General features: G+C 66.4%; 26 protein-coding genes and 1 tRNA gene. 18 read left to right on the forward strand and 9 right to left on the reverse strand.

Annotation, left to right across the window (positions count from 1 at the left end; all coding sequences use genetic code 11):
• Positions 1-93 precede the first annotated feature (93 nt).
• Entirely contained in the window at positions 94-2,895 is a 2,802-nt protein-coding gene (gene acnA / locus ACQCVD_RS01805) for an aconitate hydratase AcnA (protein ID WP_426821971.1), read from the reverse strand.
• 267 nt (positions 2,896-3,162) lie between these two features.
• Between acnA and ACQCVD_RS01810 the strand changes: the two genes are divergently transcribed.
• The 3 genes from ACQCVD_RS01810 (at position 3,163) to ACQCVD_RS01820 (ending at position 7,294) form a co-directional block, all read left to right on the forward strand.
• Complete coding sequence (locus ACQCVD_RS01810; protein ID WP_426821972.1) at positions 3,163-3,654, forward strand: DUF6676 family protein; 492 nt, start codon at positions 3,163-3,165, stop codon at positions 3,652-3,654.
• 620 nt (positions 3,655-4,274) lie between these two features.
• Positions 4,275-6,179, forward strand: coding sequence for a DIP1281 family NlpC/P60 protein (locus ACQCVD_RS01815; RefSeq protein WP_426821973.1), 1,905 nt, complete (start codon positions 4,275-4,277; stop codon positions 6,177-6,179).
• 32 nt (positions 6,180-6,211) lie between these two features.
• Positions 6,212-7,294, forward strand: coding sequence for a ferrochelatase (locus ACQCVD_RS01820; protein WP_426821974.1), 1,083 nt, complete (start codon positions 6,212-6,214; stop codon positions 7,292-7,294).
• Here the strand turns inward: ACQCVD_RS01820 and ACQCVD_RS01825 are convergent.
• On the reverse strand, positions 7,261-8,037 hold the full coding sequence (locus tag ACQCVD_RS01825) for a hypothetical protein (protein ID WP_426822084.1): 777 nt from the start codon (positions 8,035-8,037) through the stop codon (positions 7,261-7,263). The two genes, ACQCVD_RS01820 and ACQCVD_RS01825, sit on opposite strands and share 34 nt — an antisense overlap.
• Before the next feature lie 34 nt (positions 8,038-8,071).
• Here ACQCVD_RS01825 and ACQCVD_RS01830 point away from each other — a divergent pair, with 34 nt between their 5' ends.
• Genes ACQCVD_RS01830 through ACQCVD_RS01840 form a run of 3 tightly spaced genes read left to right on the forward strand, consistent with a single transcriptional unit; the run spans position 8,072 to position 10,692 of the window.
• Positions 8,072-8,914: a DUF3097 domain-containing protein gene (locus tag ACQCVD_RS01830; RefSeq protein WP_426821975.1), complete on the forward strand. Its 843-nt coding sequence runs from the start codon at positions 8,072-8,074 to the stop codon at positions 8,912-8,914.
• A 26-nt stretch (positions 8,915-8,940) separates the two neighbouring features.
• Positions 8,941-9,369, forward strand: a complete 429-nt coding sequence (locus ACQCVD_RS01835; RefSeq protein WP_426821976.1) for an NfeD family protein — start codon at positions 8,941-8,943, stop codon at positions 9,367-9,369.
• Positions 9,370-10,692 (forward strand): SPFH domain-containing protein, encoded by a 1,323-nt coding sequence (locus ACQCVD_RS01840; protein ID WP_426821977.1) that lies wholly within the window; start codon positions 9,370-9,372, stop codon positions 10,690-10,692.
• Between the two features lie 114 nt (positions 10,693-10,806).
• Here the strand turns inward: ACQCVD_RS01840 and ACQCVD_RS01845 are convergent, their stop codons facing one another.
• The 3 genes from ACQCVD_RS01845 to ACQCVD_RS01855 all read right to left on the reverse strand — a co-directional run bounded on the left by ACQCVD_RS01845 (position 10,807) and on the right by ACQCVD_RS01855 (position 12,443).
• Positions 10,807-11,427 carry a MarR family transcriptional regulator gene (locus ACQCVD_RS01845; protein WP_426821978.1) on the reverse strand — a complete coding sequence of 207 codons (621 nt, stop codon included), beginning with the start codon at positions 11,425-11,427 and terminating at the stop codon, positions 10,807-10,809.
• 47 nt (positions 11,428-11,474) lie between these two features.
• Positions 11,475-12,176 carry a TVP38/TMEM64 family protein gene (locus ACQCVD_RS01850; protein ID WP_426822085.1) on the reverse strand — a complete coding sequence of 234 codons (702 nt, stop codon included), beginning with the start codon at positions 12,174-12,176 and terminating at the stop codon, positions 11,475-11,477.
• A 181-nt stretch (positions 12,177-12,357) separates the two neighbouring features.
• Positions 12,358-12,443, reverse strand: a tRNA-Leu gene (locus ACQCVD_RS01855).
• Positions 12,444-12,738: 295 nt separating this feature from the next.
• On the opposite strand from ACQCVD_RS01855, the gene ACQCVD_RS01860 reads away from it, so the two are divergent.
• Both ACQCVD_RS01860 and ACQCVD_RS01865 read left to right on the forward strand, forming a co-directional pair.
• The gene (locus tag ACQCVD_RS01860) at positions 12,739-13,278 is read left to right on the forward strand and encodes a YbhB/YbcL family Raf kinase inhibitor-like protein (RefSeq protein WP_426821979.1); all 540 of its coding nucleotides are present in this window, start codon (positions 12,739-12,741) and stop codon (positions 13,276-13,278) included.
• Positions 13,279-13,291: 13 nt separating this feature from the next.
• Complete coding sequence (locus ACQCVD_RS01865) at positions 13,292-13,687, forward strand: hypothetical protein (protein ID WP_426821980.1); 396 nt, start codon at positions 13,292-13,294, stop codon at positions 13,685-13,687.
• 130 nt (positions 13,688-13,817) lie between these two features.
• Here ACQCVD_RS01865 and ACQCVD_RS01870 read toward each other — a convergent pair whose 3' ends face one another.
• Genes ACQCVD_RS01870 through ACQCVD_RS01880 form a run of 3 tightly spaced genes read right to left on the reverse strand, consistent with a single transcriptional unit; the run spans position 13,818 to position 16,933 of the window.
• Positions 13,818-14,930: a quinone-dependent dihydroorotate dehydrogenase gene (locus ACQCVD_RS01870; RefSeq protein WP_426821981.1), complete on the reverse strand. Its 1,113-nt coding sequence runs from the start codon at positions 14,928-14,930 to the stop codon at positions 13,818-13,820.
• A 38-nt stretch (positions 14,931-14,968) separates the two neighbouring features.
• Positions 14,969-15,988 (reverse strand): hypothetical protein, encoded by a 1,020-nt coding sequence (locus tag ACQCVD_RS01875; protein WP_426821982.1) that lies wholly within the window; start codon positions 15,986-15,988, stop codon positions 14,969-14,971.
• A gap of 24 nt (positions 15,989-16,012) precedes the next feature.
• On the reverse strand, positions 16,013-16,933 hold the full coding sequence (locus ACQCVD_RS01880) for an aldo/keto reductase (RefSeq protein ID WP_426822086.1): 921 nt from the start codon (positions 16,931-16,933) through the stop codon (positions 16,013-16,015).
• A gap of 103 nt (positions 16,934-17,036) precedes the next feature.
• On the opposite strand from ACQCVD_RS01880, the gene ACQCVD_RS01885 reads away from it, so the two are divergent.
• The 3 genes from ACQCVD_RS01885 to ACQCVD_RS01895 all read left to right on the forward strand — a co-directional run bounded on the left by ACQCVD_RS01885 (position 17,037) and on the right by ACQCVD_RS01895 (position 19,623).
• Positions 17,037-17,867, forward strand: coding sequence for an undecaprenyl-diphosphate phosphatase (locus ACQCVD_RS01885; protein WP_426822087.1), 831 nt, complete (start codon positions 17,037-17,039; stop codon positions 17,865-17,867).
• Between the two features lie 35 nt (positions 17,868-17,902).
• Positions 17,903-19,147, forward strand: a complete 1,245-nt coding sequence (gene mshC / locus ACQCVD_RS01890) for a cysteine--1-D-myo-inosityl 2-amino-2-deoxy-alpha-D-glucopyranoside ligase (RefSeq protein ID WP_426821983.1) — start codon at positions 17,903-17,905, stop codon at positions 19,145-19,147.
• A 95-nt stretch (positions 19,148-19,242) separates the two neighbouring features.
• Positions 19,243-19,623: a hypothetical protein gene (locus tag ACQCVD_RS01895; protein ID WP_426821984.1), complete on the forward strand. Its 381-nt coding sequence runs from the start codon at positions 19,243-19,245 to the stop codon at positions 19,621-19,623.
• Between the two features lie 82 nt (positions 19,624-19,705).
• On the opposite strand, the gene ACQCVD_RS01900 is transcribed toward ACQCVD_RS01895, so the two are convergent.
• Positions 19,706-20,125: a nuclear transport factor 2 family protein gene (locus ACQCVD_RS01900; RefSeq protein ID WP_426821985.1), complete on the reverse strand. Its 420-nt coding sequence runs from the start codon at positions 20,123-20,125 to the stop codon at positions 19,706-19,708.
• Positions 20,126-20,250: 125 nt separating this feature from the next.
• Here ACQCVD_RS01900 and ACQCVD_RS01905 point away from each other — a divergent pair, with 125 nt between their 5' ends.
• The 7 genes from ACQCVD_RS01905 to aspA all read left to right on the forward strand — a co-directional run bounded on the left by ACQCVD_RS01905 (position 20,251) and on the right by aspA (position 25,885).
• The gene (locus ACQCVD_RS01905) at positions 20,251-20,934 is read left to right on the forward strand and encodes an HAD family hydrolase (protein WP_426821986.1); all 684 of its coding nucleotides are present in this window, start codon (positions 20,251-20,253) and stop codon (positions 20,932-20,934) included.
• A 15-nt stretch (positions 20,935-20,949) separates the two neighbouring features.
• The gene (locus tag ACQCVD_RS01910; RefSeq protein WP_426822088.1) at positions 20,950-21,225 is read left to right on the forward strand and encodes a phosphoribosyl-ATP diphosphatase; all 276 of its coding nucleotides are present in this window, start codon (positions 20,950-20,952) and stop codon (positions 21,223-21,225) included.
• 11 nt (positions 21,226-21,236) lie between these two features.
• Complete coding sequence (gene hisG, locus ACQCVD_RS01915) at positions 21,237-22,082, forward strand: ATP phosphoribosyltransferase (protein WP_426821987.1); 846 nt, start codon at positions 21,237-21,239, stop codon at positions 22,080-22,082.
• Positions 22,083-22,363: 281 nt separating this feature from the next.
• Complete coding sequence (locus ACQCVD_RS01920; RefSeq protein ID WP_426821988.1) at positions 22,364-22,855, forward strand: RNA polymerase sigma factor; 492 nt, start codon at positions 22,364-22,366, stop codon at positions 22,853-22,855.
• On the forward strand, positions 22,852-23,532 hold the full coding sequence (locus ACQCVD_RS01925; protein WP_426821989.1) for a methylated-DNA--[protein]-cysteine S-methyltransferase: 681 nt from the start codon (positions 22,852-22,854) through the stop codon (positions 23,530-23,532). Before ACQCVD_RS01920 ends, ACQCVD_RS01925 begins: the two co-directional genes overlap by 4 nt.
• On the forward strand, positions 23,529-24,140 hold the full coding sequence (locus tag ACQCVD_RS01930; protein ID WP_426821990.1) for a DNA-3-methyladenine glycosylase I: 612 nt from the start codon (positions 23,529-23,531) through the stop codon (positions 24,138-24,140). Before ACQCVD_RS01925 ends, ACQCVD_RS01930 begins: the two co-directional genes overlap by 4 nt.
• A gap of 116 nt (positions 24,141-24,256) precedes the next feature.
• Entirely contained in the window at positions 24,257-25,885 is a 1,629-nt protein-coding gene (gene aspA / locus ACQCVD_RS01935) for an aspartate ammonia-lyase (RefSeq protein ID WP_426821991.1), read from the forward strand.
• Positions 25,886-25,902: the final 17 nt, after the last annotated feature.

The raw sequence follows: 25,902 nt of genomic DNA on the forward strand, positions 1-25,902 counted from the left end.
GAATGGGCCCGGGGACCCGAAAAGGGCCGCACCACCGACGTCCGGGCGTGGCCCTGGCGCCGGGGTACAGCCCCTTTCGTGGTGCGGGATGACCTAGGAGTTGATCATCTGGCGCAGCACATACTGCAGGATGCCGTCGTTGCGGTAGTAGTCAGCCTCACCGGGGGTGTCGATGCGGACCACTGCGTCGAACTCGACCTTCTCACCGTTTTCCTTGGTGGCGGTGACGTGGACGGTCTCCGGGATGGTGTCACCGTCGTTGAGGGCGGTGATGCCGGAGATGTCGTAGGTCTCGGTGCCGTCGAGCCCCAGGGAGGACCAGGACTCGCCCTCCGGGAACTGCGCCGGGATGACACCCATGCCGATCAGGTTCGAGCGGTGGATACGCTCGAAGGATTCGGCGATGACTGCCTTGACACCCAGCAGGCGGGTGCCCTTGGCCGCCCAGTCACGGGAGGAACCGGTGCCGTACTCCTTGCCGCCGAGAACGACCAGGGGAGTGCCCTGCTCCTTGTAGTTCTGTGCGGCGTCGTAGATGAAGGACTGCGGTGCGTCCTCCTGGGTGAAGTCGCGGGTGTAACCACCGGAGACGTCGTCCAGCAGCTGGTTCTTCAGCCGGATGTTGGCGAAGGTACCGCGGACCATGACCTCGTGGTTGCCACGGCGGGAGCCGAAGGAGTTGTAGTCCTTGCGCTCGACACCGTTGGCGTCCAGGTACTGGGCGGCCGGGGTGCCCGGCTTGATGGTGGAGGCCGGGGAGATGTGGTCGGTGGTCACGGAGTCACCGAGCAGCGCCAGGACGCGGGCGCCCTTGACGTCCTCGACCGGGGCCGGCTCGACCTCCATGTCATCGAAGTAGGGGGCCTTACGGATGTAGGTCGAGTTCTCGTCCCACTCGTAGACCTTGCCCTCCGGGACGTCCAGGGACTGCCAGCGGTGGTCGCCGGTGAAGACGTCCTTGTAGTCCTCGACGTACATGTCACGGGAGATGGAGGACTCGATGACCTCGTCGATCTCCTCCTGGGACGGCCAGATGTCCTTCAGGAAGACGTCATTGCCCTCCTGGTCCTTGCCCAGCGGCTCGTTCTCGAAGTCGAAGTCCATGGTGCCGGCGATGGCGTAGGCGATGACCAGCATCGGAGATGCCAGGTAGTTCATCTTCACGTCGGGGGAGATGCGTCCCTCGAAGTTACGGTTGCCCGACAGCACGGCGGTGGCGGCGATGTCGTTGTCGTTGATCGCGTCCGAGATGGGTGTCGGCAGCGGGCCGGAGTTACCGATGCAGGTGGTGCAGCCGTAACCGACGAGGTAGAAGCCCAGGGCCTCCAGGTCCTCCCACAGGCCCGAGCGGTCGTAGTAGCCGGTGACGACCTGCGAACCCGGTGCCATGGAGGTCTTGACCCACGGCTTGGCCTTCAGACCCAGCTTGTTGGCGTTGCGGGCGACGAGACCGGCACCCAGCATGACTGACGGGTTCGAGGTGTTGGTGCAGGAGGTGATGGAGGCGATGGCGACCATGCCGTGGTCGACGACCATTTCCTGACCGGCGTAATCGACCTTGGCCGGGTTGCTGGCGCGTCCGTCGGCGCTGCGGGCCAGGTTCGGGGAACCGGCGGCCACCGCGGCGAGGTCGCGGCCGACACCACGATCACCGGTGCTGCCGCCCTCGGCGACGAAGTCCTGCACGGAGGACACGCCCGAGCCGTTGGTGTAGTTGCCCAGGTCCTTGCGGAACTGCTCCTTGGCCTCGGCCAGGATGATGCGGTCCTGCGGACGCTTCGGGCCGGAGATGGAGGGCACGACGTCGCCCAGATCCAGCTCCAGGTACTCGGAGAACTCGGGCTCCGGGGCGTTGTCCTTGTCCAGCCACATGCCCTGGGCCTTGGCGTAGGCCTCAACGCGGGCGACGTCGTCCTCGTCACGGCCGGTCAGACGCAGGTAGTCGGTGGTGACATCGTCGATCGGGAACATGGCGGCGGTGGAGCCGAACTCCGGGGACATGTTGCCGATGGTGGCGCGGTTGGCCAGCGGCAGCTCGGCCACGCCGGCACCGTAGAACTCGACGATCTTGCCGACGACGCCGTGCTCACGCAGCATCTCGGTGATGGTCAGCACCACGTCGGTGGCGGTCACGCCACCCGGGATCTCACCGGAGATCTTGAAGCCCACGATGCGCGGGATCAGCATGGAGACCGGCTGGCCGAGCATGGCGGCCTCGGCCTCGATACCGCCGACGCCCCAGCCCAGGATGCCCAGACCGTTCTGCATGGTGGTGTGGGAGTCGGTGCCGACGCAGGTGTCCGGGTAGGCGACGCCCTCGTTATCGAAGACCACGCGGGCCAGGTACTCGATGTTGACCTGGTGGACGATACCGGTTCCCGGGGGGACCACGCGGAAGTTCGAGAAGGCGCCGGTGCCCCAACGCAGGAACTGGTAGCGCTCCTCGTTGCGCTGGTACTCGATGTTGACGTTTTCCTCGAGCGCGTCGGCGGAACCGAAGCTCTCGATGATGACGGAGTGGTCGATGACCATCTCGGCCGGGTTCAACGGGTTGACTCCGTCCGGGTCACCGCCGAGCGTCTGGACGGCCTCACGCATGGTCGCCAGGTCGACGACACAGGGGACACCGGTGAAGTCCTGCATGAGGACACGGGCCGGAGTGAACTGAATCTCGGTGTCCGGATCTGCCGCCGGATCCCAGTTGGCGATAGCCTTGATGTGGTCTTCGGTGACGTTCTTGCCGTCTTCGTGACGCAGCAGGTTCTCGCCGAGAACCTTCAGGGAGTAGGGCAGCTTCTCCATACCGGGCACAGCGTCGAGGGCGAAGTAGTCATAGGACTTGTCGCCAACTTCAAGCTTGCGCTTGGCATTGAAGGAGTTCTTGCTTTCAGTCACAGTGAGCTCCAATACTTCGGATTAATGGGTAGTTCCGTCGACGGCACCGACATCGGCTGGAAGTGGAAACCGTCTGGACGCGACGAGTCGCACCACCAAGTCTAGGGCGGTGTGCCGCCGGTTGCCCATAGCTTAACAGTACGAGCGTTCTGTTCAGTGCACAACCCTCCCCGGCGCGCCGCAGCCGGTAACGTCACACCTCTGCCACTAGCCTTGCCCACAGCCCCACACGCTCAACAAACAGCACGCACAAGGACGGTCACCTGCATGATTCCCGCCGATGTCAACATCGACGACCTCGCCCGCCAACTGGCTGAGGACGGGGTGGCCATCGGCGAAACCGGCGACGTTTACCCCTCAATGGAGGGGGAACTGCAGGACGTGCTGCAGCAGGCCGCCGGGTCTGAGTTTGGCCGGGCCGGGATCGCCATCCTCGACGACACCCCCGCCCGATCCGCCGATCAGCGGGATATCGCCCAGGACCTCCTCAACGCCGTGGACCTGGACACGGTGATCGTGCGCAGCCCCGGCTCGGGCGCAATCGTCAGCGACATCCACAGTCGGGCCGATATCGAGACCGCGCAATGGCGCTTCCTCGCCGACAGCGACTACGTCACCGCTACGCGCAACCTGGCGGAGCAGGTCACCGCAACGGATACGAACTGGGTGGCTGTCACCGCCCTGATGCTCGCTGCGGTCGCCGTGGCTGTGGTGGTGACTGCGTTGAGCGTGCGGCGCTCGACCACGGTGCCCACATAAACCACGACCCTCATGTTTGCAGCGTCGTCGAAGCGCTGAAGTCAAGTGAATGCCCTTGATACAGCAGCCCTGGAAAGTCTCGAGGGCGGAGTGCGGGAAATGCCCCTCGGGAGCGGCCCGAACAGCTACGACACTGCCCCGGAGTCGCCACTCAAGGCCGACCGCAGACGCGCCGCCCCGCACCGCCCCTGCCCTCCACGTGGCTGCGGGAGGGGTGCGGGGCACCGGAAAACTAAGATGTGACCATAATCACTAAAGTGATTTCATTCCGTGATCTTGCTGGCCCATTGACACATTCCGGTAACGGTTGGCCCGTTGACCGGAGATGTGCGAGCGGCAGATTTCTGCAGCTGCAGCTCGTGTGACCTATGGTTCTAATGTCGGCTCACGGGTCGATAGTTATAACCGAGATGACGTCACTTCGCTCGCCCATAGTCAAGACTAAAGGCTTGACGATGGTGAGTGAAAGCCATTGACCCGGGCACGTGGGGAAGCTTGCCGAAGGGGACACGGTGACAGCGGAGTCTCGATTGTGACTTGCCCGTGACCAATGGATCTATCGGTTGATCCGGGTGAACGCGCTCTGTGAACTCCACTCGGATCCTGGAGTAGGAGTATCTGTGGCTTCACCACACCCCACTCGCGCACATCGGCTGCGCACGCTCGTGCGCAGCAGCGTCGTGATCGCGGTCTGCGCCGCTGCCATCAATCCGTTGACTCCGGCACTCGCCGAGCCCGTCAACCCTGATGACGCCCTCGCAGAGGCGCAGTCCCGCGTCGAGTCCGGAGCTTCGGCTGTATCCGGGCTCGCGGGCGATATCTCCCGGTCCGAGACCAAGATCAACGAGCTGGAACTGAATATCGGGGCACTGCGGGAAAGCGTCAACAAGGCGCTCGTGGACCTCCATGACGCCCAGGCGAATGCGGAACAGGCACGCCAGGCCGTGACCGCCGCACGGGAGCGGCTCGACGACACGCAGACTGAGATCGACGCCGCCCAGGACGTGCTCAATGAAATCTCCCGGTCCGCCTACCGCAATGGTGCGAAGAACGGAGCGGTGACTGAGGCCGCCGGCGCCGACAGTGCCGAAGACGCTCTCGACCGCCGCACCTTCCTCCGGGTCAACGCCGAGGAGCAGCGCACGGCGATCGAGGAGCTGGACCAACTGCGCACCCGGCAGGCAAACGAGGAGTCCCAGCTGCGGGAGGCCCGCAATCTGGCAGAACAGCGGGAAGCTGCGGCAGAGCAGGCCCGCACTGACACCGAAGCGCAGATCGCCACCACCAATGCGGAACTGGCAGAGATCTCCGCAGAGCGGGACAGTCTACTCGCGGACCGCGACGCGGCCCAGGCCGAGCTGAACCGCTCACGTCAGTCCGCTGAGGAACTGCACTCCCAACGCCAGGAGTACGAGGATTACCTCGCTGCGGAGGAGCAGCGGAAGGCGGCGGAGGAAGAAGCTGCTGCCGCCGCCACGGAACGTCGCGAGGCGGAGGAAGCAGCCGAGCGTGCCACCCAGCGGGCCGCGGAGACAACCGGGAAAACCACTGCTGCGGAGGGCGCGACCCGCTCGCCTGCCGAAGGGCGGGAGACCGGAGATCACACGGAGACGACGGGCTCCGGGGTAACGACTGCCCCCACCACAGCTGCAGAACCCGTTACCGATGAGGCGGATGCAGCGGCGGAGGCTGAACGCGCCCTCCTTGAGGCGGAGCAGGCGGTCGAGCGGGAGGAAACCGTCCGCCAACTGCGGGACACCGCGGTCACGGCCGCCTCCGTGGCCACGGCCGCGCTGGTCGCTGAGCAGACCGCGGAGCACAACACCCTCGACAACCCGTATCCGGATGACGAGGGCAGCACCGACGTCCCGATCGCGGCAGTCCAGAGCCCGCTGGCGGCTGAAGCTGCCCCGGCGGCCACCGGGGGACCGGAGACTGCCACGTCGGAGACCAGCTCCACCGACGGTTCCAGTGGTTCTGTGGGTTCTGCCACGGAGGATTCCACCGGCACAGTGGATCCGGCCGCGCCGGAGGTGCCCCTGGACCCACTCAACACCTTCGAGACCGTCTCGGAGCAGGCCCGGGAGTCGGTCACCGGCACCCGGGAGGAGCAGATCGAGATGGTGATCGCTCGGACCAAGAGTCAGATCGGCCAGCCTTATGCCTGGGGCGGCGGTGACGCCAACGGGCCAACCCGGGGCATCCGCGACGGCGGCGTGGCCGACACCTTCGGCGACTACAACAAGGTCGGCTTCGACTGCTCGGGACTGATGGTCTACGCCTTCGCCGGTGTCGGTCTCGCGCTGCCGCACTATACTGGCTACCAGTACCACCACGGCACCAAGGTCGATCCCAGCAATATGGAGCGCGGCGACCTCATCTTCTACGGTCCGGACGCCGAGCACCACGTGGCCATCTATCTCGGTGGCGGGAAGATGCTCGAAGCGCCCCAGTCCGGCTCTTCCGTGCAGATCAGCGACGTCCGGTGGTCGGGGATGAGCCCCTCCGCGGTGCGTCTCATCTAGGTTCCAGTCCTATAGGTTGGTATGATTTGGACATGCCTGAATCATCCACTCAGCCTTTCGACGCCCTCCTCGTCCTCTCCTTCGGTGGCCCGGAAGGAGAGGACGAGGTGCTTCCGTTTCTGGAGAATGTCACCCGTGGCCGCGGCATCCCCCGGGACCGTCTCCGGGAGGTGGGCGAGCACTACTACAATTTCGGTGGTATCAGCCCGATCAACCGGTTGAACCGGGAGATCATCGACCACGTCCGCACCGAACTCAGTGACCGGGGAATGAACCTGCCGGTCTACTTCGGCAACCGCAACTGGCACCCGCTGGCGGAGGACACCGCTGCCCAGATGTCACGCAACGGCGTGCGAAGGGCCCTGGTTTTCGCCACCTCCGCGTGGGCCGGTTACTCCGCCTGCCTCCAGTACCATGAGGACATCCAGCGGGTCCGGCAGCACCTGGAGCGGGAGGGGCTGGAGCTGATCGACTTCACCAAACTGCGCCAGTTCTACGATCATCCGTTGTTCATCGAGACGATGGCCCAGCATGTCCGGGATTCCTATGAGTCTCTCCCGGTGGGCAGTCGCGATCACGCCAAGCTGGTGTTCACCGCGCACTCTGTCCCGACGGCCGCCGACGCCGCCGCCGGTGGCCCCGAGGATCCACACCTGTATTCCCGGCAGGTGGCGGAGGCGTCCCGTCTGGTGGCCGAGGCCGCCGGCGTCAAGGACTGGGATCTGGCGTGGCAGTCCCGTTCCGGTAACCCCGCCACCCCGTGGCTGGAGCCGGACATCGTGGATCACGTCACTGAGCTCCACCTCGAGCAGGCCGTCGACACGGTGGTCTGCTGTCCGATCGGGTTCATCTCCGATCACATGGAGGTGATCTGGGACCTCGACACGGAGCTGCAGGAGGCCGCGGACGAGCTCGGGGTCCGCCTTGAGCGGGTGGCCACGGCGGGGCACCGTCCCGAGTTCGCCCGCATGGTCGTCGATCTCATCGAGGAACTGCTGGCCGGGGAGGAGCCCGCCCGGCTCGGCGGACTGACGCTGTCCGGCTGCACCAGCAATGGGCGCCCGTGCGCCCCGGGCTGCTGTCAGGTCAGCCGGCCGAACTCCCGGACCGCGTAACTGACCCCGGCCATCCGGGCCTGCCGGATGTGCCGGGTCAGGGAGAGCAGGTGGTGATCCAGGGAATGGTCGCCCACCCGCTCCTTGACCGTCTCGATGATCGCCGCCACCCGATCGGCCCGGGCGAACAATTTGGCCGCCCGGGGCGGCACCGAGCCGGGGAGTCCCGGGGCGTCGTAGAAGTCCGCGAGCGTCCCCACCGTCAGCCGCGGATTGCGCAATGGGCTACTGCGGTAACCGGCGGCCTCGATGAGGCTCGCCGCCTGCCTCGTGGCCTCGGCGAGCAGCCGATCGGCGTCACCGGGGGACAGGTACGCCGGTGCGGGCAGGGCGGCGGTTTCCACGAACCACTCCCATTCGGTGCCTGCTTCCCCCTCGGATGGGACGAGCACATGGGAGGTCAGGGGGTCGAGGTCACGCACGACAATCGCCCCGCGGCCATTCATTGCCGCCGCCTGCGCCGCTTCGCTGCCCGCCCGCAGCGAGGGCGGATCACCGGGACCCGAGAGAACCAGGCGCAGCACGGGTTCCCCGTCGCCCGCCGCAGTGGTGGCGTGCTCGGCGACGTCGCGGAGCGAACGCAGCAGATCGGGTATGCCCCGTCCATCCACCAGACTGTGTCGGCCACCCAGGGAGTGGAGCGCGTCGACCAGTCCATCGGTGGATTCCTGCCCGTGGAGCCAGGCGGCAAACCATACAGCGGTGTTCTGCAGCGGGGAGTAGACATTGGCGCGGATATCCATGACGGGAAGATTGTAGCCGATATGGTTGATTCCCATGAGCCTCAATGATCCTTATTCCGGAGACATCCTGAAGGGGCACGCGCGGAACGTGCGCCCGACCTACCCCCAGCTCCCCGCCGAACCCGGTCTCGTCGTGGAGGTGAAGGCGAACGGTTACGTCGGGGCGGTGGTCGGTTTTGAGCGAACCTACGACGGAGATTTCGTGCGCCTCGAGGACCGGCGGGGAACCGAACGGCTGTTCAAGTTACGCGAGGGAGCGTTCCTCCATGAGGGCAGGCCGGTGACGCTGACGCGCCATGTGCCGAAACAGGTGGCCCGGCGTTCCAACTCCGGCTCACGGCGGGTGGACAACGTGCAGGCGAAGGTCGCCGCCCCCTCGCGGATCTGGGTGGAGGGCATTCACGACGCCGCGATCGTCGAGAAGGTCTGGGGGCACGATCTACGGGTGGAAGGCGTCGTGGTCGAGTACCTCGAAGGCCTGGACAACCTCCCCGAAAGGCTGGCCGAGTTCCAGCCCGAGCCCGGTCGCCGCGTCGGTGTCCTGGCGGACCACCTGGTCCAGGGCTCGAAGGAGACCCGGATGACGGAGACGGTCGGGGACCACGTCCTGGTCACCGGACACCCCTATATCGACATCTGGGCGGCGGTGAAACCGGAACGGCTGGGTATCCGGGCCTGGCCGGAGGTTCCCCGCGGAGAGGACTGGAAGACCGGCATCTGCCGACGGCTCGGCTGGTCCGACCCGAAGGAGGGGTGGCACCGCGTCTACAACGCCGTGGGATCCTTCCGGGACCTGGATTCCACGCTCATCGGGGCGGTGGAGCGGCTCGTTGATTTTGTGACCACCCCCGAGCTCGCAAAGTCTGACCTCATGTAGTCACACTTTGCGGTAGTTTGTGACGCGTGGGAGCAATTATCTGGTTCATCGTGGCACTCGTGCTCGGCGGCCTCGAGCTGCTGGTCGGCGAGTTCACGCTGCTGATGCTCGCCGGCGGGGCCCTCGCGGGGGCGGGGGTGGCGCTGACCGGGGCACCGTTGTGGGCGTCCACCGTGGCGTTCGCGTTGGTGTCCGTCGGACTCCTGGTATTCCTCCGTCCCGCGCTGAAAAAGCGGCTGCATAAACCGATGCTGCTGGACACGTCGCCGAAGGCGTTGATCGGGAACCAGGCGGAAGTCATTGAACCGGTGGACGGCGGTACCGGGCAGGTCCGGCTCGACGGCTCCATCTGGTCCGCCCGGAGCATGGATCCCTCCCACACGTTCACCGTCGGTGAACGTGTCACCGTAGTCAGCATTGACGGTTCCACGGCCGTCGTATGGAAGGAACCCTAAATGGTGGGAATAATTCTCCTGCTGGTGGTGCTCATATTTGTCGCCATCGTCGTCATCAAGTCCATCGCCCTGATCCCGCAGGGCGAGGCCGCCGTCATCGAAAGACTCGGCCGTTATACCCGCACCGTCTCCGGCGGCCTGACCCTGCTTGTCCCGTTCATCGACCGGGTCCGGGCAAAGGTGGACACCCGTGAGCGGGTCGTCTCCTTTCCGCCGCAGGCCGTGATCACCCAGGACAACCTGACCGTGGCCATCGACATCGTGGTCACCTTCCAGGTCAACGAGCCGGAACGTGCCATCTACGGCGTGGACAACTACATCGTCGGCGTCGAGCAGATTTCCGTGGCCACCCTCCGTGATGTCGTCGGCGGCATGACGCTGGAGGAGACGTTGACTTCGCGTGACGTGATCAACCGGCGGTTGCGTGGTGAGCTGGATGCCGCCACCACCAAGTGGGGGCTGCGCATTTCCCGCGTGGAACTGAAGGCCATCGATCCGCCGGCTTCCATCCAGCAGTCGATGGAGATGCAGATGAAGGCGGACCGGGAGAAGCGCGCCACCATCCTGACGGCCGAGGGCCAGCGGGAGTCTGACATCAAGACAGCCGAGGGCCAGAAGCAGGCCCGGATCCTCAGTGCCGAAGGCGAGAAGCACGCCACGATCCTACGAGCCGAGGCTGACCGGCACGCGGCGATCCTCAGCGCTGAGGGTGAACGGGCCGCCAAGTACCTGCGTGCCCAGGGAGAGGCCCGCGCCATCCAGAAGGTCAACGCCGCTATCAAGGCTTCGGAGTTGACCCCGGAAGTGTTGGCTTACCAGTATCTGGACAAGTTGCCGAAGATGGCGGAGGGGGAAGCCTCCACCATGTGGATGATTCCGAGCCAGTTCGGGGATTCCCTGGAGAACTTCGCCAAGTCCTTCGCCAAGAAGGACGATGAGGGTGTGTTCCGCTATGAACCACACACCGTCTCCGAGGAGACCCGGGAGTGGGCGGAGTCCGACAACCCGGAGGAATGGTTCTCCACGAAGTCTGACCCGGCCATCGCCGCCGCCGTGGCAGCCGCGAACGCGGTGGCTCAGAAGCCGGTCGACCCTGAGCCCGACGAGCTGCTCAACCAGCAGAAGAACAAGGGGTCCGGCAGATCCGGCCAATACGCCGCGGAGGAGGCGCCGGGCGGGGGCTCCGCCACCACGGCACCGCAGTTGGACAACGCCGCACCAGACAGCGGGAATCCGCAATTGCCGGGGTCCTCGTCGGCGTCGAGGGCCGGGCAACCGGTCACCGGTGACTGGCAGGGCGAGGACAATCCCGAGCGGAGCTAGTCCGCTCCACGGGCAGCAGACACGGACCAGAAGTGAGGGCCGCGGCACACGGTGCCGGGGCCCTTTCCGCATGCTGGTCGGGAAGGGCCGTGCAGCGGCGGAGAAACCCGGCGGTCAGCCCCGGACTTCCGGACGGTTCGCCCAGTTGATCAGGTTCACCGCGAGCTGCCAGCCGGCGTTCTCGGCCTGCCAGCCCGCCGCCTGCAGACGCTGCGAGATCGCCTGCTTCGAGATACCGAGTTCCTCCGCCGCCTCGTTCTGGGTCAGGCCCCGGCGCACCAGCGACGTTGCCTGCCGCCCTTCGATCGAGCGTTTCGCCAGTACCTGGCCGAGCAGCGCGAACGTGGCCGAGATGTCCGAGGCCGCCGTATTACCGCTCGCCTTCAGGGCGGGTGTGGGGGCCACCGCCACCTTCACAACGCCCGCCCGGGTGGCCCGGCCGGGTTTGCCGAGCGCTTTGGTCCCTAGTGAGCGGACCGCGGCCTCGGAGTCCGGGTCCTCCGGGTCGAGGGCGGAGTCGATGCCCACCCCGATGGCCCATTCGCCATCGGAGAGCAGTGCCATCACAACATCACATACGGCAGGTCCGGTCTCGACGACGGCGCAGATGTCCTCCACCCCGAGGACCTCGAAATCGCCCACCCCTTCCAACGTGGCCAGAGCTTCGGCGGAACGTCGGACCAGATCCGCGCGGCGCAGCGCCTTTCCGCGGTAACGGGCATGTACGGCCAGCACGGATCCTCCTCAGTGAGATTCTTCTTTACCCGCTACTTTAGCGCAGTCTATTTTCTGGCCTTGACAGGGATCCGGGAATCAATCACCAGGCCGACCACTCCCAACGCGGCGAGGGCGATCGTGATCCAGATGATCGCCGGGTCCGCCTCTCCGGTCAGGGTGTCTCCCAGCAGCACCGTGACAACTGTTCCGGGTGCCGAGCCCAGGCAGGTCGCGATCGTGAAGGACCACAGCGGTACCGAGGTCAGGGCCGCCACGTAGTTCATCACCGAAAACGGCACGCCGGCGATCATCCGCAACGCCGTCACGGACAGCCAGCCCCGGTGCCGCAGACGCGCATCAATACCGACCACGGCCGGATGGGTGAGCCGGGGTCTCATCCAGTCCCCGAGGAGCTGTCGGACAACCACCAGGGACACGGCGGCGGCGACGGTGGTGGCCGACAGCGCCACGAGAATGCCCACCCAGGGGCCGAAGAGGACACCGGCGGACAAGGTGAGGATCGTCCGGGGCACCGGAAACTGGGTGATGAACACATAGGCGAACCAGAACATCAGCGTGAACCAGGGGCCTGCGGTGTCTGCCCAGGCGCGGAGCGTGGCCAGAGGCGGCACGTCAACCACCAGGGTGACCGCGAGGAAAGCCAGTAGGCCACCGACCACCAGGAGACGTCTGGCCCAGGACCAGTGCAGGAAGGCGGTGACAGCGTCGGCGAACAATCCCGCGAGGAAGTTGCCCAGGCTGCGCAACCAACTGACGGGACGGGAATTTTTCACAGGCGTTGAGCTTAATGGAAGGGCGTCTGCAGGCCGCCACCGGTCCGGTACCCCGGGATCCGTGGCCCTCAACCCCGTCCCCGGGGCAGGGCATGAGAAAAACCCTGATCTGAGTAAAAGGATCAGGGTTTCGCGTTACTGTCTCAACACAGTGTGCCCGGAGGGGGACTTGAACCCCCACGTCCGTTAATAGGACACTAGCACCTCAAGCTAGCGCGTCTGCCATTCCGCCACCCGGGCTGGGTGTTTCAGCCTCTCGGCTGGGCACTTGAAGTACTGTAGCGCGAAGTCATGAAAGTTCACAAATCCGCACGTCACCGAGGGGGTCAGCCATGGCGAATGACACCTGTGTAACCCTGGTGCCCATGAGTGCTGGGGCGGAGCTGACCACGGGGAGCCCGGTGATGCCCCGGCGGGAAATCCCGGACGTCGCTGGCCCCACCGGAGTATGAGGGAATCCGGCACTGAGAGCGGGACGCCACCGAGAACCGGGAAGTGACTGCGGTCGCAGCTGCTTTCAGGTAGAAACGGGGACATGAGCACTTATGCAGATGATCCCCGTTTTCCCGGCCCAGATCCGTATGCCCCGTTGAAGGATCTGCCCTCCTTCTCCCTGAGCTCCACCGATATCAGGGACGGCGAGCAGCTCGCGGAGGAGCAGACCGGTGCCAAGAGCATTTCTCCCCAGCTGAGCTGGTCGGATCTTCCCGAGGGCACGAAATCACTCGCGGTGACCTGTTTCGACCCGGATGCCCCCACGGCATCGGGATTCTGGCACTGGGCCACCTTCAACATCCCTGTCGACGTCACGGAACTTCCGACCGGTGCCGGCAAGGAGGACCTCGAGGGGGTCCCCGGCGCGACCACCCTGGTGGGGGATTCCGGACAGCGCGGTTTCTACGGGGCGGAGCCCCCGGCAGGGCACGGACCGCACCGCTACCTGTTCGCGGTGCACGCGGTCGACGTCGAGAAGCTCGATGTGCCGGCCGATGCCACCCCCACGGTGCTGGGTTTCAACCTCTACTTCCACGCCCTCGGGCGCGCCATTGTGTGGGGCTGGTACGAAAACAAATAGGCTGACTGTCACTATGGCTAAATCTTCGTCGGCCCGTGACGGGCACCCCGTTCCCTTCCCGCTCCGTGTCGGCGGCGCCTTTATGGCCCTGGCACTGGTGCTGTTCATTTTTTTCCTGATGGAGATCGTGAGCAACGGCTTCAACGTGCCGTTCGCGGTCACCCCGCGCTTTCTGGGGATCGTGCTGGCCGCGATCATCCTCGGTGCCTTCGCCACCATGAGCCGCAACCAGGAGTCCAGTCGGACGCAGGTGATAGCGCTCATCATCGCGGTGCTGCTGGTCATCACCAGCCGCTTCCTGCCGAATGGCGCGCTGACTTTTCTGGGGCAGCCCTGGCTGCTGGGTTATGCCGTCCTGGCCCTGATCTGCTCCCTGGTGATCCGTCGTTCCCTGACACCGAAGAACTAGCGCCACCGGCACCGTTGCGGGCGAACGCCGCAGGAACGGACGGGGCCGGGCGGAGACCACAATGGTTTCCGCCCGGCCCCGTCCGGCTTTTCAGTTGCGGCCCGTCCCCGCCGGGAGCACTCCGTCAGTACTACTCGGACACCCAGGGCAGGCCGCAGCCGACCGCCTCGGAGATGTTACGGAAGCCGTGGCGGGACAGCTGGGTGGAGATGCCGCGGTGGATGTCTCGGATCCAGTCCGGGCCGCCGTAGATCAGGCCGGTGTAACCCTGCAGGAGCGTGGCGCCGGCGGCGATGCGCTCCCAGGCCTGCTCCGGGGTCGAGATGCCGCCCACGGAGATCAGAACCAGCTGCTCGCCCACACGGGCGTACAGCCGCTTGAGCACCTCGAGGGAACGCGGCGCCACCGGTGGGCCGGAGATGCCGCCGGCTCCCATCGCCTCGATCTCTGTGGGGTCGGTGCGCAGCCCTTCGCGGGAGATCGTGGTGTTGGTGGCCACGATGCCGGCCAGTCCCAGCTCAACCGCGAGGTCGGCCACGGCGTCGACGTCCGCATCGGAGAGGTCGGGGGCGATCTTGACCAGCACCGGCGTGCCGTCAGTGGCCTCCTGCACCGCCGTCAGGATCGGGCGGAGGGATTCCACGGCCTGGAGATCACGGAGGCCGGGGGTGTTGGGGGAGGAGACGTTGACCACCAGGTAATCAGCGAGGTGGCCGAGCAGGGAGGCGGAGCGGCGGTAGTCGTCCACGGCCTGTTCGGGCGGGACCACTTTGGTCTTGCCGATGTTGATGCCGATGACGTCAGTGGATTTGCGGCGGCGCAGGTTGCCGGCGACCTCGGCGGCGCCGTCATTGTTGAAGCCCATCCGGTTGAGGATTGCCTGGTCCTCCTTGAGCCGGAACAGGCGCGGGGTGGGGTTGCCCGGTTGTGGTGAGGCGGTGACGGTGCCCAGTTCGGCGTAACCGAAGCCGACCGCGGCCCAGGTGTCGGGGGAGGTGGCGTTTTTGTCGAAGCCCGCGGCCAGCCCGAGGGGGCGGGGGAAGGTCACGCCGAAGACCTCCTGATTCAGTGCCGGGTCCCGGACCGGCAGCACCCGGGTCATGGCCCGGTTGACGGGGCCGGCGAACTGGAGCAGGGCGAGTCCGTCGTTGATCATGCCGTGGACCCGTTCGGGCCGGATCCGGAACATGACCTGCAGTGCACGGTCATAGAGGCGGCGGCGAACGGTGGACTGCGAGGTCATGAAGGCTCCCGGGGGTCGGAGGGGTGGTCGGGGTGGGGTCAGGCGAGCGGCTCGTCGATGACCTGGAGACCGTCGCCGGACTCCGAGGCGGCGAGGAGGGTGCCGTCATCGAGGACGAGGATGTTTTTGGCGTCGGCCACGGAATCCAGCTTGGCCTGCTCCACCGGCTCACCCTGGGAGATGTCGTAGCCGGTCAGTGTGTTTTCTGCGGTGGAGGCGGTCCAGGCCAGCTCATTGGCGTTATCCCAGGCCACCGCCCAGGGGCTCTGGTCCACCGGGTAGGTCTGGTGCAGCCGGATCACGTCGTCAGCGGTGTAGACGGCCAACTGCGAGCCAGCGGTGTCCGAGACCAGGACCAGGCCGTCGGGGCCGGGGGCCATCTGGCCCACGCCGATTCCCACGCGCAGGGTCGCGCCCTGGCGGTCATTGGTCCAGTCCACATCCTGGATGATGGTCTCCGGGTTCCAGATCCGGACCACCGCGTCCGGCTGGTCCGTGACCGGGACAGAGACCATCTGGGTGGTGGCGCCCTCGACGTCGAAGTTGGCGGGGTCCTCGTTCCCGCGGTAGACGCTGATGTTCTCCGCGGTGTCGCTGCCCACGATCAGCTCACCGGTCGAGGTCAGCGCCGCCGCGGTGGCGGGTTCCTCGGTGGTCACCGATTCCGCCAGGGAGGGGGCCGCGGCGTCGATCAGGTACACCGTGGTGTCACAGGGCAGCACGAAGGTGTCCCCGGTGGCGGTCAGGTCACCGCAGGCCGCGGCGACGTCGAGCACCTCGGCGTCGCCCGACTCAATCTGGTCGAGTGTGCCGACGGTCAGCGCAGACTCCGAGCGCAGGGCGATGGTGTCCCCGGCGCGCTCCATGTCGGTGATCTGGGAGCGCTCAGCGGGAAGTTCGATGACGCGGCCGGCGGGATCGGGAGCCGCCGGGGAGGGGAGGGCCACGGCGTTGCCCATCTCCGGGCCGGGCTCTGCCACGTTGCCGGAGGAGCACCCCGCCAGGAAGACGGTGGCGGTTGCGGCCAGGGAACCCAGGATCAGTCCACGCTTTTTCACAAGTGTTGAGCCTACCAGCCGGGCTCAGCGGGACACGTCGTCGAGCGCCTTGTTGATGGCCCGGGGCAGCGTCCGGCCGGCGGCGTCGAGCAGCTCCCGGAGCTGGCCGGGGTGGCGGGCCCCGACGACCGCGCTGGACACTCCGGGGCGGTCGCGCACCCAGGCGAGTGCCGCGACGCCGGGGGAGATGCCCAGTCCGTCCGCGGCGGTGTGCAGGGCCTCGACGATGGTCTGGGTGTGGGAGCTCAGGTACCCGCGGACCTCGGCGTCGCGTTCCGGGGTGGTCGCCCGGGACTGGGCGGGGATGCCGCTGCGGTATTTCCCGGTGAGGATGCCCTGCGCGAGGGGGGCGGCCGCGATCATGCCGATGCCCAGATGCCGGGCGGCGGGCACCAGCTCCTCCTCGACCCGGCGGACCAGGAGGGAGTATTCATTCTGGGCGGCGACGATCCGGTGCGAGGCGGCGGCGGTGGTCACCGCCAGCTGCCAGCCCGCGTAGCCGCGGACCCCGGCGTAGCGGACGCGTCCGGTGCGCACGGCGTAGTCGAGGGTGTCGGCGACCTCCTCGGGTGGAGTGCGGTCATCCCAGTGACCGACGCTCCACAGGTCCAGGTGGTCGGTGCCCAGGGCGGCCAGGGTGGCGTCGAGTTGGGCCAGTAGCCGACGCCGGGAACTGTCCACCCGACTGCCGAGCGGGGAGTGCGGGTCCACCCCACCGGCGGAGGAGATCACCAGTTCGGCGCGGGGGACGGTGCCGTCCAGCAGGTCTGCCAGGATTTTCTCAGACACGCCCGAGCCGTAGACGGGTGAGCTGTCGATCAGCGAGCCACCCTGGGCCATGAAGGCGGCCAATATTTCCCCTGCGTCCGCGGCAGAAGTCCCCGCACCCCAGGTGGAGGTGCCCAGACCTATTTCGGAGACCCGGAGGCCGCTGACGCCCAGCAATCGTTGTTCCACCGTCCCCACAGTAGTAGTACCGTTACCCGATGTGAATGAACTGACGACACTCGCTCAATCCGGTGGTGAGGTGGCCACGGCCAGCGCCGAGATGACCTGGATCCAGACCATCGTGCTTTCCATCGTGCAGGGGCTGACGGAATTCCTGCCCGTGTCCTCCTCGGGCCACCTGCGCATCGTCTCCGAATTGTTCTGGGGCGTGGACGCCGGCGCCTCGTTCACCGCCGTGGTGCAGTTGGGCACCGAACTGGCCGTGCTGGTGTTCTTCGCCAAGGACATCTGGCGGATCATCAACGCCTGGTGCCGGGGCCTGTTCAAGCCCGAGCAGCGCAATTTCGACTACCGCATGGGGTGGATGGTCATCGTCGGCTCCATCCCGATCGGTGTCATCGGCCTCCTGTTCCAGGACATGATCCGGGAGGGGCTGCGCAACCTCTGGATCACGGCGACCGTGCTCGTACTGTTCTCCTTCGTCTTCATCATCGCGGAGAAGGTGGGCAAGAAAGAGCGGGACTTCGAGGATCTGACCATGAAGGACGCGGTCATCATGGGCTTCGCGCAGTGTCTGGCCCTGATTCCTGGCGTCTCACGTTCGGGCGGCACCATCTCCGCCGGACTGTTCACCGGGCTCAACCGTGAGGTGGCCACCCGGTTCAGCTTCCTGCTGGCCATCCCCGCGGTGCTGGCCTCCGGCCTGTACTCGCTGCCCGACGCCCTGTCCGGCGAGGCGGGTGGCCAGATGGCCTCCGCCCCGATGCTCATCGTGGGCGTGTTGATCTGCTTCGTGGTCGGCTACGCCTCGATCGCCTGGCTGCTGCGCTTTGTCTCCCACCACTCCTTCTCCTGGTTCGCGGCCTACCGGATCCCGGTGGGCATCGCCGTGATGGTGCTGCTGGCCGCCGGAGTCATCAACCCGCTGTGATCGCGTGGAGGGCACTAACCGTTAGAGTGTGAGGCATGCATTCTTGGCCCACCCCTTCGGTACCTGACGTGGCAGGAACGCCCGTCGCACTTTCCCTCCACGACACGGCGGATCAGCGGATTCGCCCGGTGACGCCGGGCGCGACCGCCGGCATGTACGTCTGTGGCATCACCCCCTATGACTCGACCCATCTCGGGCACGCGGCGACGTATCTGACCTTTGATCTGGTGTACCGCCAGTTGCTGGCCAACGGCACCGCCGTCCACTACGTGCAGAACATCACCGACGTGGATGATCCGTTGTTCGAGCGGGCCGAGCGCGACGGGGTGGACTGGCGCGACCTGGGCACCTCCCAGATCGACCTGTTCCGCTCGGACATGGAGACGCTGCGGGTCCTCCCGCCGCAGGACTACATCGGCGCAATCGAAACCATCGACGAGGTCATCGACCTGGTCCAGCGCCTGCTGGACAACGGGGCCGCCTACGTGGTGGACGACGCGGAACACCCGGACGTCTACGCCTCGGTGAACGCAACCGAGAATTTCGGCTACGAGTCCAACTATGACCGGGAGACGATGGCGGAGTTGTTCGCCGAGCGCGGAGGGGACCCGGACCGCCCGGGCAAGCGGGATCCGCTGGACGCCCTGCTGTGGCGGGCCCGCCGCGACGGCGAACCGAGCTGGGACTCGCCGTTCGGGCCGGGCCGGCCGGGCTGGCACATCGAATGTTCGGCCATCGCCACCAACCGCCTGGGCACCTCCTTCGACATCCAGGGCGGCGGTTCCGACCTGATGTTCCCGCACCACGAGTTCTCCGCCGCCCACGCGGAGGCAGGCCATGGCGTCGACCGGATGGCCGGCCACTATGTCCACGCTGGCATGATCGCCCTGGACGGGGTGAAGATGTCGAAGTCACTGGGCAACCTCGTGTTCGTCTCCAAGCTCACCGCGGCCGGCCACGAACCGGACGCCATCCGCCTGGGAGTGTTCGCCAGCCACTACCGGCAGGACCGGGACTGGTCGGAGGAGATCCTGGCTGCCGCGGAGAAGCGTCTGGCCACCTGGCGCCGCGCCCTGGCTGCCGCGGGCACCACGACGACCGCGACCGACCTGATCCAACAGGTACGGGAGCGGCTGGCCGACGACCTGGACACCCCCGGGGCCCTGCAGGTCGTCGACGAGTGGGCTGCCGCCACCAGCCCGGAAGGTGGCGGTGACCCCACGGCCGCGCAGCTCATCGTCGACGGTCTCGACGGGCTACTGGGCGTCCGACTGCGTTAGGTTTCCCACCTGCCCGCCGGGCCACGGCCGGCAGGACCGGTACGTGGGCAGGGGGTCGACCTGCACGCCGCGACATTTTCGGTAAGAATGAGCGCATGAGCATCCGCGCCTCCTTCCAACCGAACGTCGACGAATTCATCAGCGACCTCGAGTCCTTCGCCACCGGCAGCTACCTCAAGGCCGAGGAACGTGAGTTCTGGGACCAGCCCTTTGACCCCGCGGTCCTTCCCGAAGCCCGGGACATTCTGGAGAAGTTCCTCGACGCCCTGGATCTGCTGACCGGGGAGCCCGCCGGGGAAACCCTGGCCAAGATCGTCCAGACGACCATCGACGACCTGAACTCCTTCAACGGGCGCAACGAGGACGCCGTGCTGGAACCGGAGGAGAAGGCGGAGCTGAACACGTTGTTCCGTGACGCCTGCGCGGCCACCGGTGCAGATGACGCGGCCCTGGCCGAGCTGCCCGAGCTGGACTGACACGTGAGCGGCGACTGACCCGCAGCGAACCGGTGATGGGCCGCCCGCTGCCGCACGGACCTGGGCCGGAGGCCGCCGGCCGTCACCGGTCCCCGGCCGCGGTGATCTGGCTCAGCACGCACAGCCAGTCGCCATCCCGCCGGACGAAGGCACTGGTGGTCCACTCGTCGGCCTCGAAGCGTCCGCCACGCCAGTGGGCGGTGTTGGTCACCCGGGACGTGAGGACGGCCGTGTCGCGGGCTTCCCCGTAGAACCGGACCCGCGCCTCGCTCACGCGTTCCATCGCCGAGTGGGTCAGCTCTCCGGACCTGACCAGCTCGAGGAAACTCTCCTTTGTCCGCAGACCGGACCCGGAGACAATCACCCACTCATCGGCCATGACGCCGCCCATCCGGTCGGTGTCGTTGGTCATGAGCGCGGTCGACCACGCGTCATCGACCGCGATCAGCAGCTCACGGTCGCTGGCAGGGTCTGCGGTGCCTTCTGGGCCGGAGCCGGTCATCATCCACTCCCGGGATCAGTCGCGACGGCTGTTTTCTCCTTCATTGTTCCACGGGCGGCAGGCGTGCGGAACCGTCCCGGTCACCGCGACGGGCATTTCCCGTCCCCGCCGGTACAATGCCCCTCATGCTTAAGGCGATATTCTGGGACATGGACGGCACCATGGTTGATTCCGAACCCCTGTGGGGCCAGGCGACCTATGAACTCAGCGAACACCTGGGGAAGCGTCTGACCCCGCAGCTGCGGGAGAGCACCGTCGGCGGGAGCTTCCCGCACACCCTGCAGGTCTGTGCCCAGCACGCCGGCGTGGACCTGGCCGAGGGGGACTACCCCCACTACCGGCGCCGGATGTTCGATCGGATGGGGGAGCTGTTCGCCGACAATCTGCGCCCGAATCCCGGCGTCCTCGAACTCCTCGACGATCTGCAGCAGACGCAGATCCCGATGCTGGTGACCACCAACACCGAACGGGAACTGGCCGACCCGTCCATCGCCGCCGTCGGGCAGCACTTCTTCCACGACTCGATCGCCGGCGACGAGGTCGTCCACCCTAAACCCGCCCCCGACATGTATCTGGAGGCGGCGCGCCGGGTGGGCGCACGGCCCGAGGAATGCCTGGTCTTTGAGGACTCCTTCGCCGGCATGTCCGGTGCCGTGGCCGCGGGGTGCCGGGTCATCGGCCTGCCGGAAAGCGCTGACCAGCCGGTGCCGGAGGGGGTCACGTTGCTGCGTTCCCTCCACGGGAGCAACTCCTTTCAGGGGGTCACCGCGACCCACGTGCACGGTTGGTTCGACCGTATCCCACACTGATCGCGGCCGCGTGGAATAATGTCCCGGGTGAAGAACTTCGACTCGCTCTACGCTGAACTGACCGAACGCGCCGCCAACCGACCTGAGGGGTCCGCCACCGTCGCCGCCCTGGATGCGGGCGTGCATAGCATCGGGAAAAAGGTCATCGAGGAAGCGGGCGAGGTGTGGATCGCCGCCGAATACCAGTCCGATGAGGAATTGGCCGAGGAAATCTCGCAGCTCATGTACTGGACCCAGGTCATGATGGTCTCCCGCGGCCTCACCCCGGACGACATCTACAAGCACCTCTAGGAGATTCACCCATGATAAAGATTGCCGTCCCCAACAAGGGCTCGCTGTCCGAGGCCGCCCTGGAGATCCTGCGGGAAGCCGGATACGCCGGTCGCGGGGACTCCAAGGAGCTCAACGTCCTGGACAAGAAGAATGACGTGGAGTTTTTCTTCCTGCGTCCCAAGGACATCGCCATCTACGTCGCCAGCGGTCAGCTGGATCTGGGCATCACCGGTCGAGACCTCGCCCGGGACTCCCGCGCGACGGTGGATGAGGTGCTCTCCCTCGGCTTCGGCGGCTCCACCTTCCGCTATGCCGCGCCGATGGACCGTGACTGGACCATCGAAGGACTGGCCGGCAGGCGGATCGCCACCTCCTACCCGAACCTGGTGCGCGATGACCTCGCCGCCCGCGGAATCGACGCCGACGTGATCCGGCTCGACGGTGCCGTCGAGATCTCCATCAAGCTGGGTGTGGCGGACGCGATTGCCGACGTCGTGTCCACCGGCCGCACCCTGCGCAAGCAGGGACTGGTTCCCTTCGGGCCGGTCATCTGCGATTCGGAGGCCGTGGTCGTGGGCCGCAAGGGCATCGAGGTCGACGAGGAACAGCGTCGCCTACTGCGCCGCATCGAGGGCATCCTGCACGCCCAGAACTACCTGATGATCGACTACAACATCAGCCGCGACGACCTCGACGCAGCCATCGCCGTGACCCCCGGGTTGAAGGGGCCGACGGTGTCCCCGCTGGCGCTGGACAACTGGGTCGCCGTGCGCGCCATGGTTCCCAAAGCCACCGCCAATAATGTCATGGACGAAATCGCCGCGATGGGGGGCCAGGCCATCCTGGCCACCGAGCTGCGCATCGCCCGGATCTAGCCTTCCCGCCGCCGGACCCGCTCCGGCTGACGCCGCACTCCTGTCGCACCTGCTGCTGTGGGGAGGGCGGCGTTTTTCGCGGCAGCATCCTCCTCCGGCGCTCCCGGTGTGTCAACTCTGGCCGGCACCGGAACTGCCGGTCACTGCCGGCACCATTCCTGCCCCGCTCCCCGGGGTGGTCCCCCGGGGAGGAGAGGCACCCCCGGAGTGGGGAGCGGGAAAATGTTCTTCCCCCCTGACCTCACATTCCCCGGGGCTGACGCGTCTACGGTGTGATGAAGATGCAGAAACCATTCGACCAGGCCGTCACCTGCCACGGTGCCACCGTGCTACGGGTCTGCCGCACGGTGCTCGGCCCGGGTGCTGATGCCGATGACGCCTGGTCGGAGACCTTTCTCAGCGCCCTACAGCAGTGGCCTGACCTGGCCGCCGACACCAACGTGGAAGCCTGGCTGGTCCGGGTCGCCCACCGCAAAGCCATCGACATCACCCGCCAGCGGGCCCGCCACGCTCTGCCCGTCGCCCGCCTGCCGGAACCGCCCACGGACCGGGGCCTTCCCGGTGACGGGCAGCACGACATCTGGCAAGCCGTGGCCGCTCTGCCCGAACGCCAACGCCTCGCCGTGGCCTACCACTATTTCGGTGGTCTACCGCACACGGAAACCGCCCGGTTGATCGGTGGCAGTCCCGCAGCTGTCCGCCGCGCCGCTGCCGACGGCATCAGGAACTTGCGGCGCACCCATCACTCCGAGACCAAGGACACCACACCATGAGTGACCATCCGACCACCCACACCGGCCCCGACATCATCCACCCGCGAGAAGATCAGATCCCCCGCAGCATTCAAACCGACTACCCGATAGCCGCACAGGACCTGGAGCGCCTGCGCCGCGGACTGACCCGCCGTGCCACGGCCCAGCATCTGATCGATGTCTCCTACCACGTCTCCGAGAGCCCGATCGGCCCGTTGCTCCTGGCCGCGACATCCACCGGCCTTGTCCGCGTCGCCTTCGAGCGGGAGGGATTTGAGACTGTCCTGGAGGATCTGGCGGCCCGGCTCAGCCCCCGGCTGCTGGAATCGGCCGAAGTACTGGATCCGGTGGCCACCGAGCTGGCGGAGTACTTCGCCGGACAGCGCCGTGCTTTCGACATCCCGCTCGACCGGTCGTTGTCCGCCGGCTTCCGTCTACAGGTGCAGCAGCTGCTCCCGGAGATCGGATACGGGCAGACCCGTTCCTACCGGGAGGTTGCCGCCCGGGCAGGAAACCCCAAGGCGGTACGGGCCGTGGGCACCGCCTGCGGCCGGAATCCGCTGCCGGTGGTGGTGCCGTGCCATCGGGTTCTGCGTAACGACGGCAGTCTCGGCGGTTACCTGGGTGGCCTGGACGCCAAGCGGCAGCTCCTGGCACTGGAGAAGCACACTCTGGCTGCTGTAGAAGAGCCCGCATGACACCGCCGGACAAGGACACCGGGGCCGTCATCGGGGAGGACGGGCTGGCGCGCCCGGAGTGGGCGAGCAGGGATCCCCTATTGCGGGAGTACTACGACACGGAATGGGGTCTGCCCGTCGTCGATGAACAAGGCATGTTCGAGCGGCTGAGCCTGGAGGCCTTTCAGTCCGGGCTATCCTGGGCAACCATTCTGCGCAAACGCCCCGCCTTCCGTGCGGCGTTCCGGGACTTCGATCCCGAGGTCGTCGCAGATTTCGATGACCGTGACATGGCGAGGTTGCTCTCGGACGCGTCGATCGTACGCAACCGCCGCAAGATCAACGCCACGATCGCCAATGCCCGGGCCACTCTCGGGCTGCGGGACAGCGGTGGGTTGGCCGAATTCATCTGGTCCTTTCAACCCGAGACCACGCCAGAGCCACGGACCATGGGAGAGGTTCCCTCCCAGTCACCGGAATCGGTGGCGCTGGCAAAGACGCTGCGCAACAGAGGCTTCACCTTCGTCGGTCCAACCACCATGTTCGCTCTGATGGAGGCGACAGGAATCATCGACACCCACCTCGTCGGCTCGCACCGTCGCGGCAGCTCCGGAGTGTGGAGCCGCTAGATCGCCCACATCTTGTTCCCCGTAGACAACCCCGGTTCCCCCCTTGCTCCCCGGAAGACCATTCACATTTTCCACGCCCGCCAGCCCGGGCCCGGAGTCTGGCTACGATGGGCGCCATGACCAAGCAGACGCAGCAGGAATCCGAGGACACCGCCAAGCACGACACCCGTGGGGAGGAAACAGCAGAGACGAAGGACCGCCGCGCGGAAGAACCCGATACCGCCGCGGGAAAAAGCGCGGACAAGAAGGTCAAGGCCGCGGACCATGATGCCAAGGGCAAGGCGGAACTGGACTCGGCGGGGGAGGAAAAGCCCAAGGCACGGTCCGGCTACCGGCTGGAGGAGGATCTTCTGGGATTCAAGGAAATCCCGGAGGACGCCTACTACGGTGTCCACACCGCCCGCGCGATGGAGAACTTCCAGATCTCCCGGACCACGATCAACATGGTCCCGGAGTTCATCCACGGCATGGTCCAGGTCAAGAAGGCAGCCGCCCTGGCCAACCGACGCCTGCACACGCTGCCCCAGCACAAGGCCGAGGCGATCGTGTGGGCCTGCGACCAGATCCTGGAGAACGGCCGCTGCATGGACCAGTTCCCGATCGACGTGTTCCAGGGCGGCGCAGGCACCAGTCTGAACATGAACACCAATGAGGTCGTCGCGAACCTGGCTCTGGAGCACCTGGGGGAGGAGAAGGGCTCCTATGACGTGATCCACCCCAACGACGACGTCAACATGAGCCAGTCGACCAATGACGCCTACCCGACCGGATTCCGGCTGGGGGTCTTCTCCGCGCTGTCGAAGCTGATCGTCCAGTTCGATCTACTCCAGTCCGCCTTCCAGGAGAAGGGCAAGGAATTCATCGACATCCTCAAGATGGGCCGCACCCAACTCCAGGATGCCGTACCGATGACCCTGGGAGACGAGTTCGAGGCCTGGGCCCACAACCTCGCCGAAGAACAGGCGATCCTGCGTGAGGCGGCGGACCGGCTGCTGGAGGTCAACCTCGGGGCGACCGCCATCGGCACCGGGGTCAACACCCCGGCCGGCTACCGCCACCAGGTCACCGCCTCCCTGTCGGAGGCCACCGGCCTGGACATGAAATCCTCGCGTGACCTGATCGAGGCGACCTCGGACACGGGCGCCTACGTGCTCGCACATTCCGCGGTGAAGCGGGCGGCGATGAAGCTGTCCAAGATCTGCAACGACCTCCGGCTGCTGTCCTCCGGCCCGCGCGCCGGGTTCAACGAGATCAACCTGCCCGCGCGGCAGGCCGGCTCCTCCATCATGCCGGCCAAGGTCAACCCCGTGATCCCGGAGGTGGTCAACCAGGTCTGCTTCAAGGTCTTCGGCAACGACCAGACCGTGACCATGGCCGCCGAGGCCGGCCAGCTGCAGCTCAACGTCATGGAGCCGGTGATCGGGGAGTGCATGTTCCAGTCCATCCGGATGCTGGGTAACGCCGTGGAGACGCTGCGCACCAAGTGCGTCACGGGGATCACCGCGAACCCGGAGGTCTGCAAGTCCTATGTAGAGAACTCCATCGGCATCATCACCTACCTCAACCCCTTCATCGGCCACCACAACGGTGACCTGATCGGCAAGGAAGCCGCCGCGACGGGCAAGAAGGTCCGCGATCTGGTGCTGGAGAAGGGACTGATGGACGAGGCCACGCTGGATCAGGTGCTGTCGAAGGAGAACCTGATGCACCCGACCTTCCGGGGCAAGCTCTACCTGGACAACTGACCTCAGCCCCGCCGCGT

The sequence above is a fragment of the Corynebacterium halotolerans genome, from assembly GCF_050107895.1.
GTDB classification, from domain to species: domain Bacteria; phylum Actinomycetota; class Actinomycetes; order Mycobacteriales; family Mycobacteriaceae; genus Corynebacterium; species Corynebacterium halotolerans_B.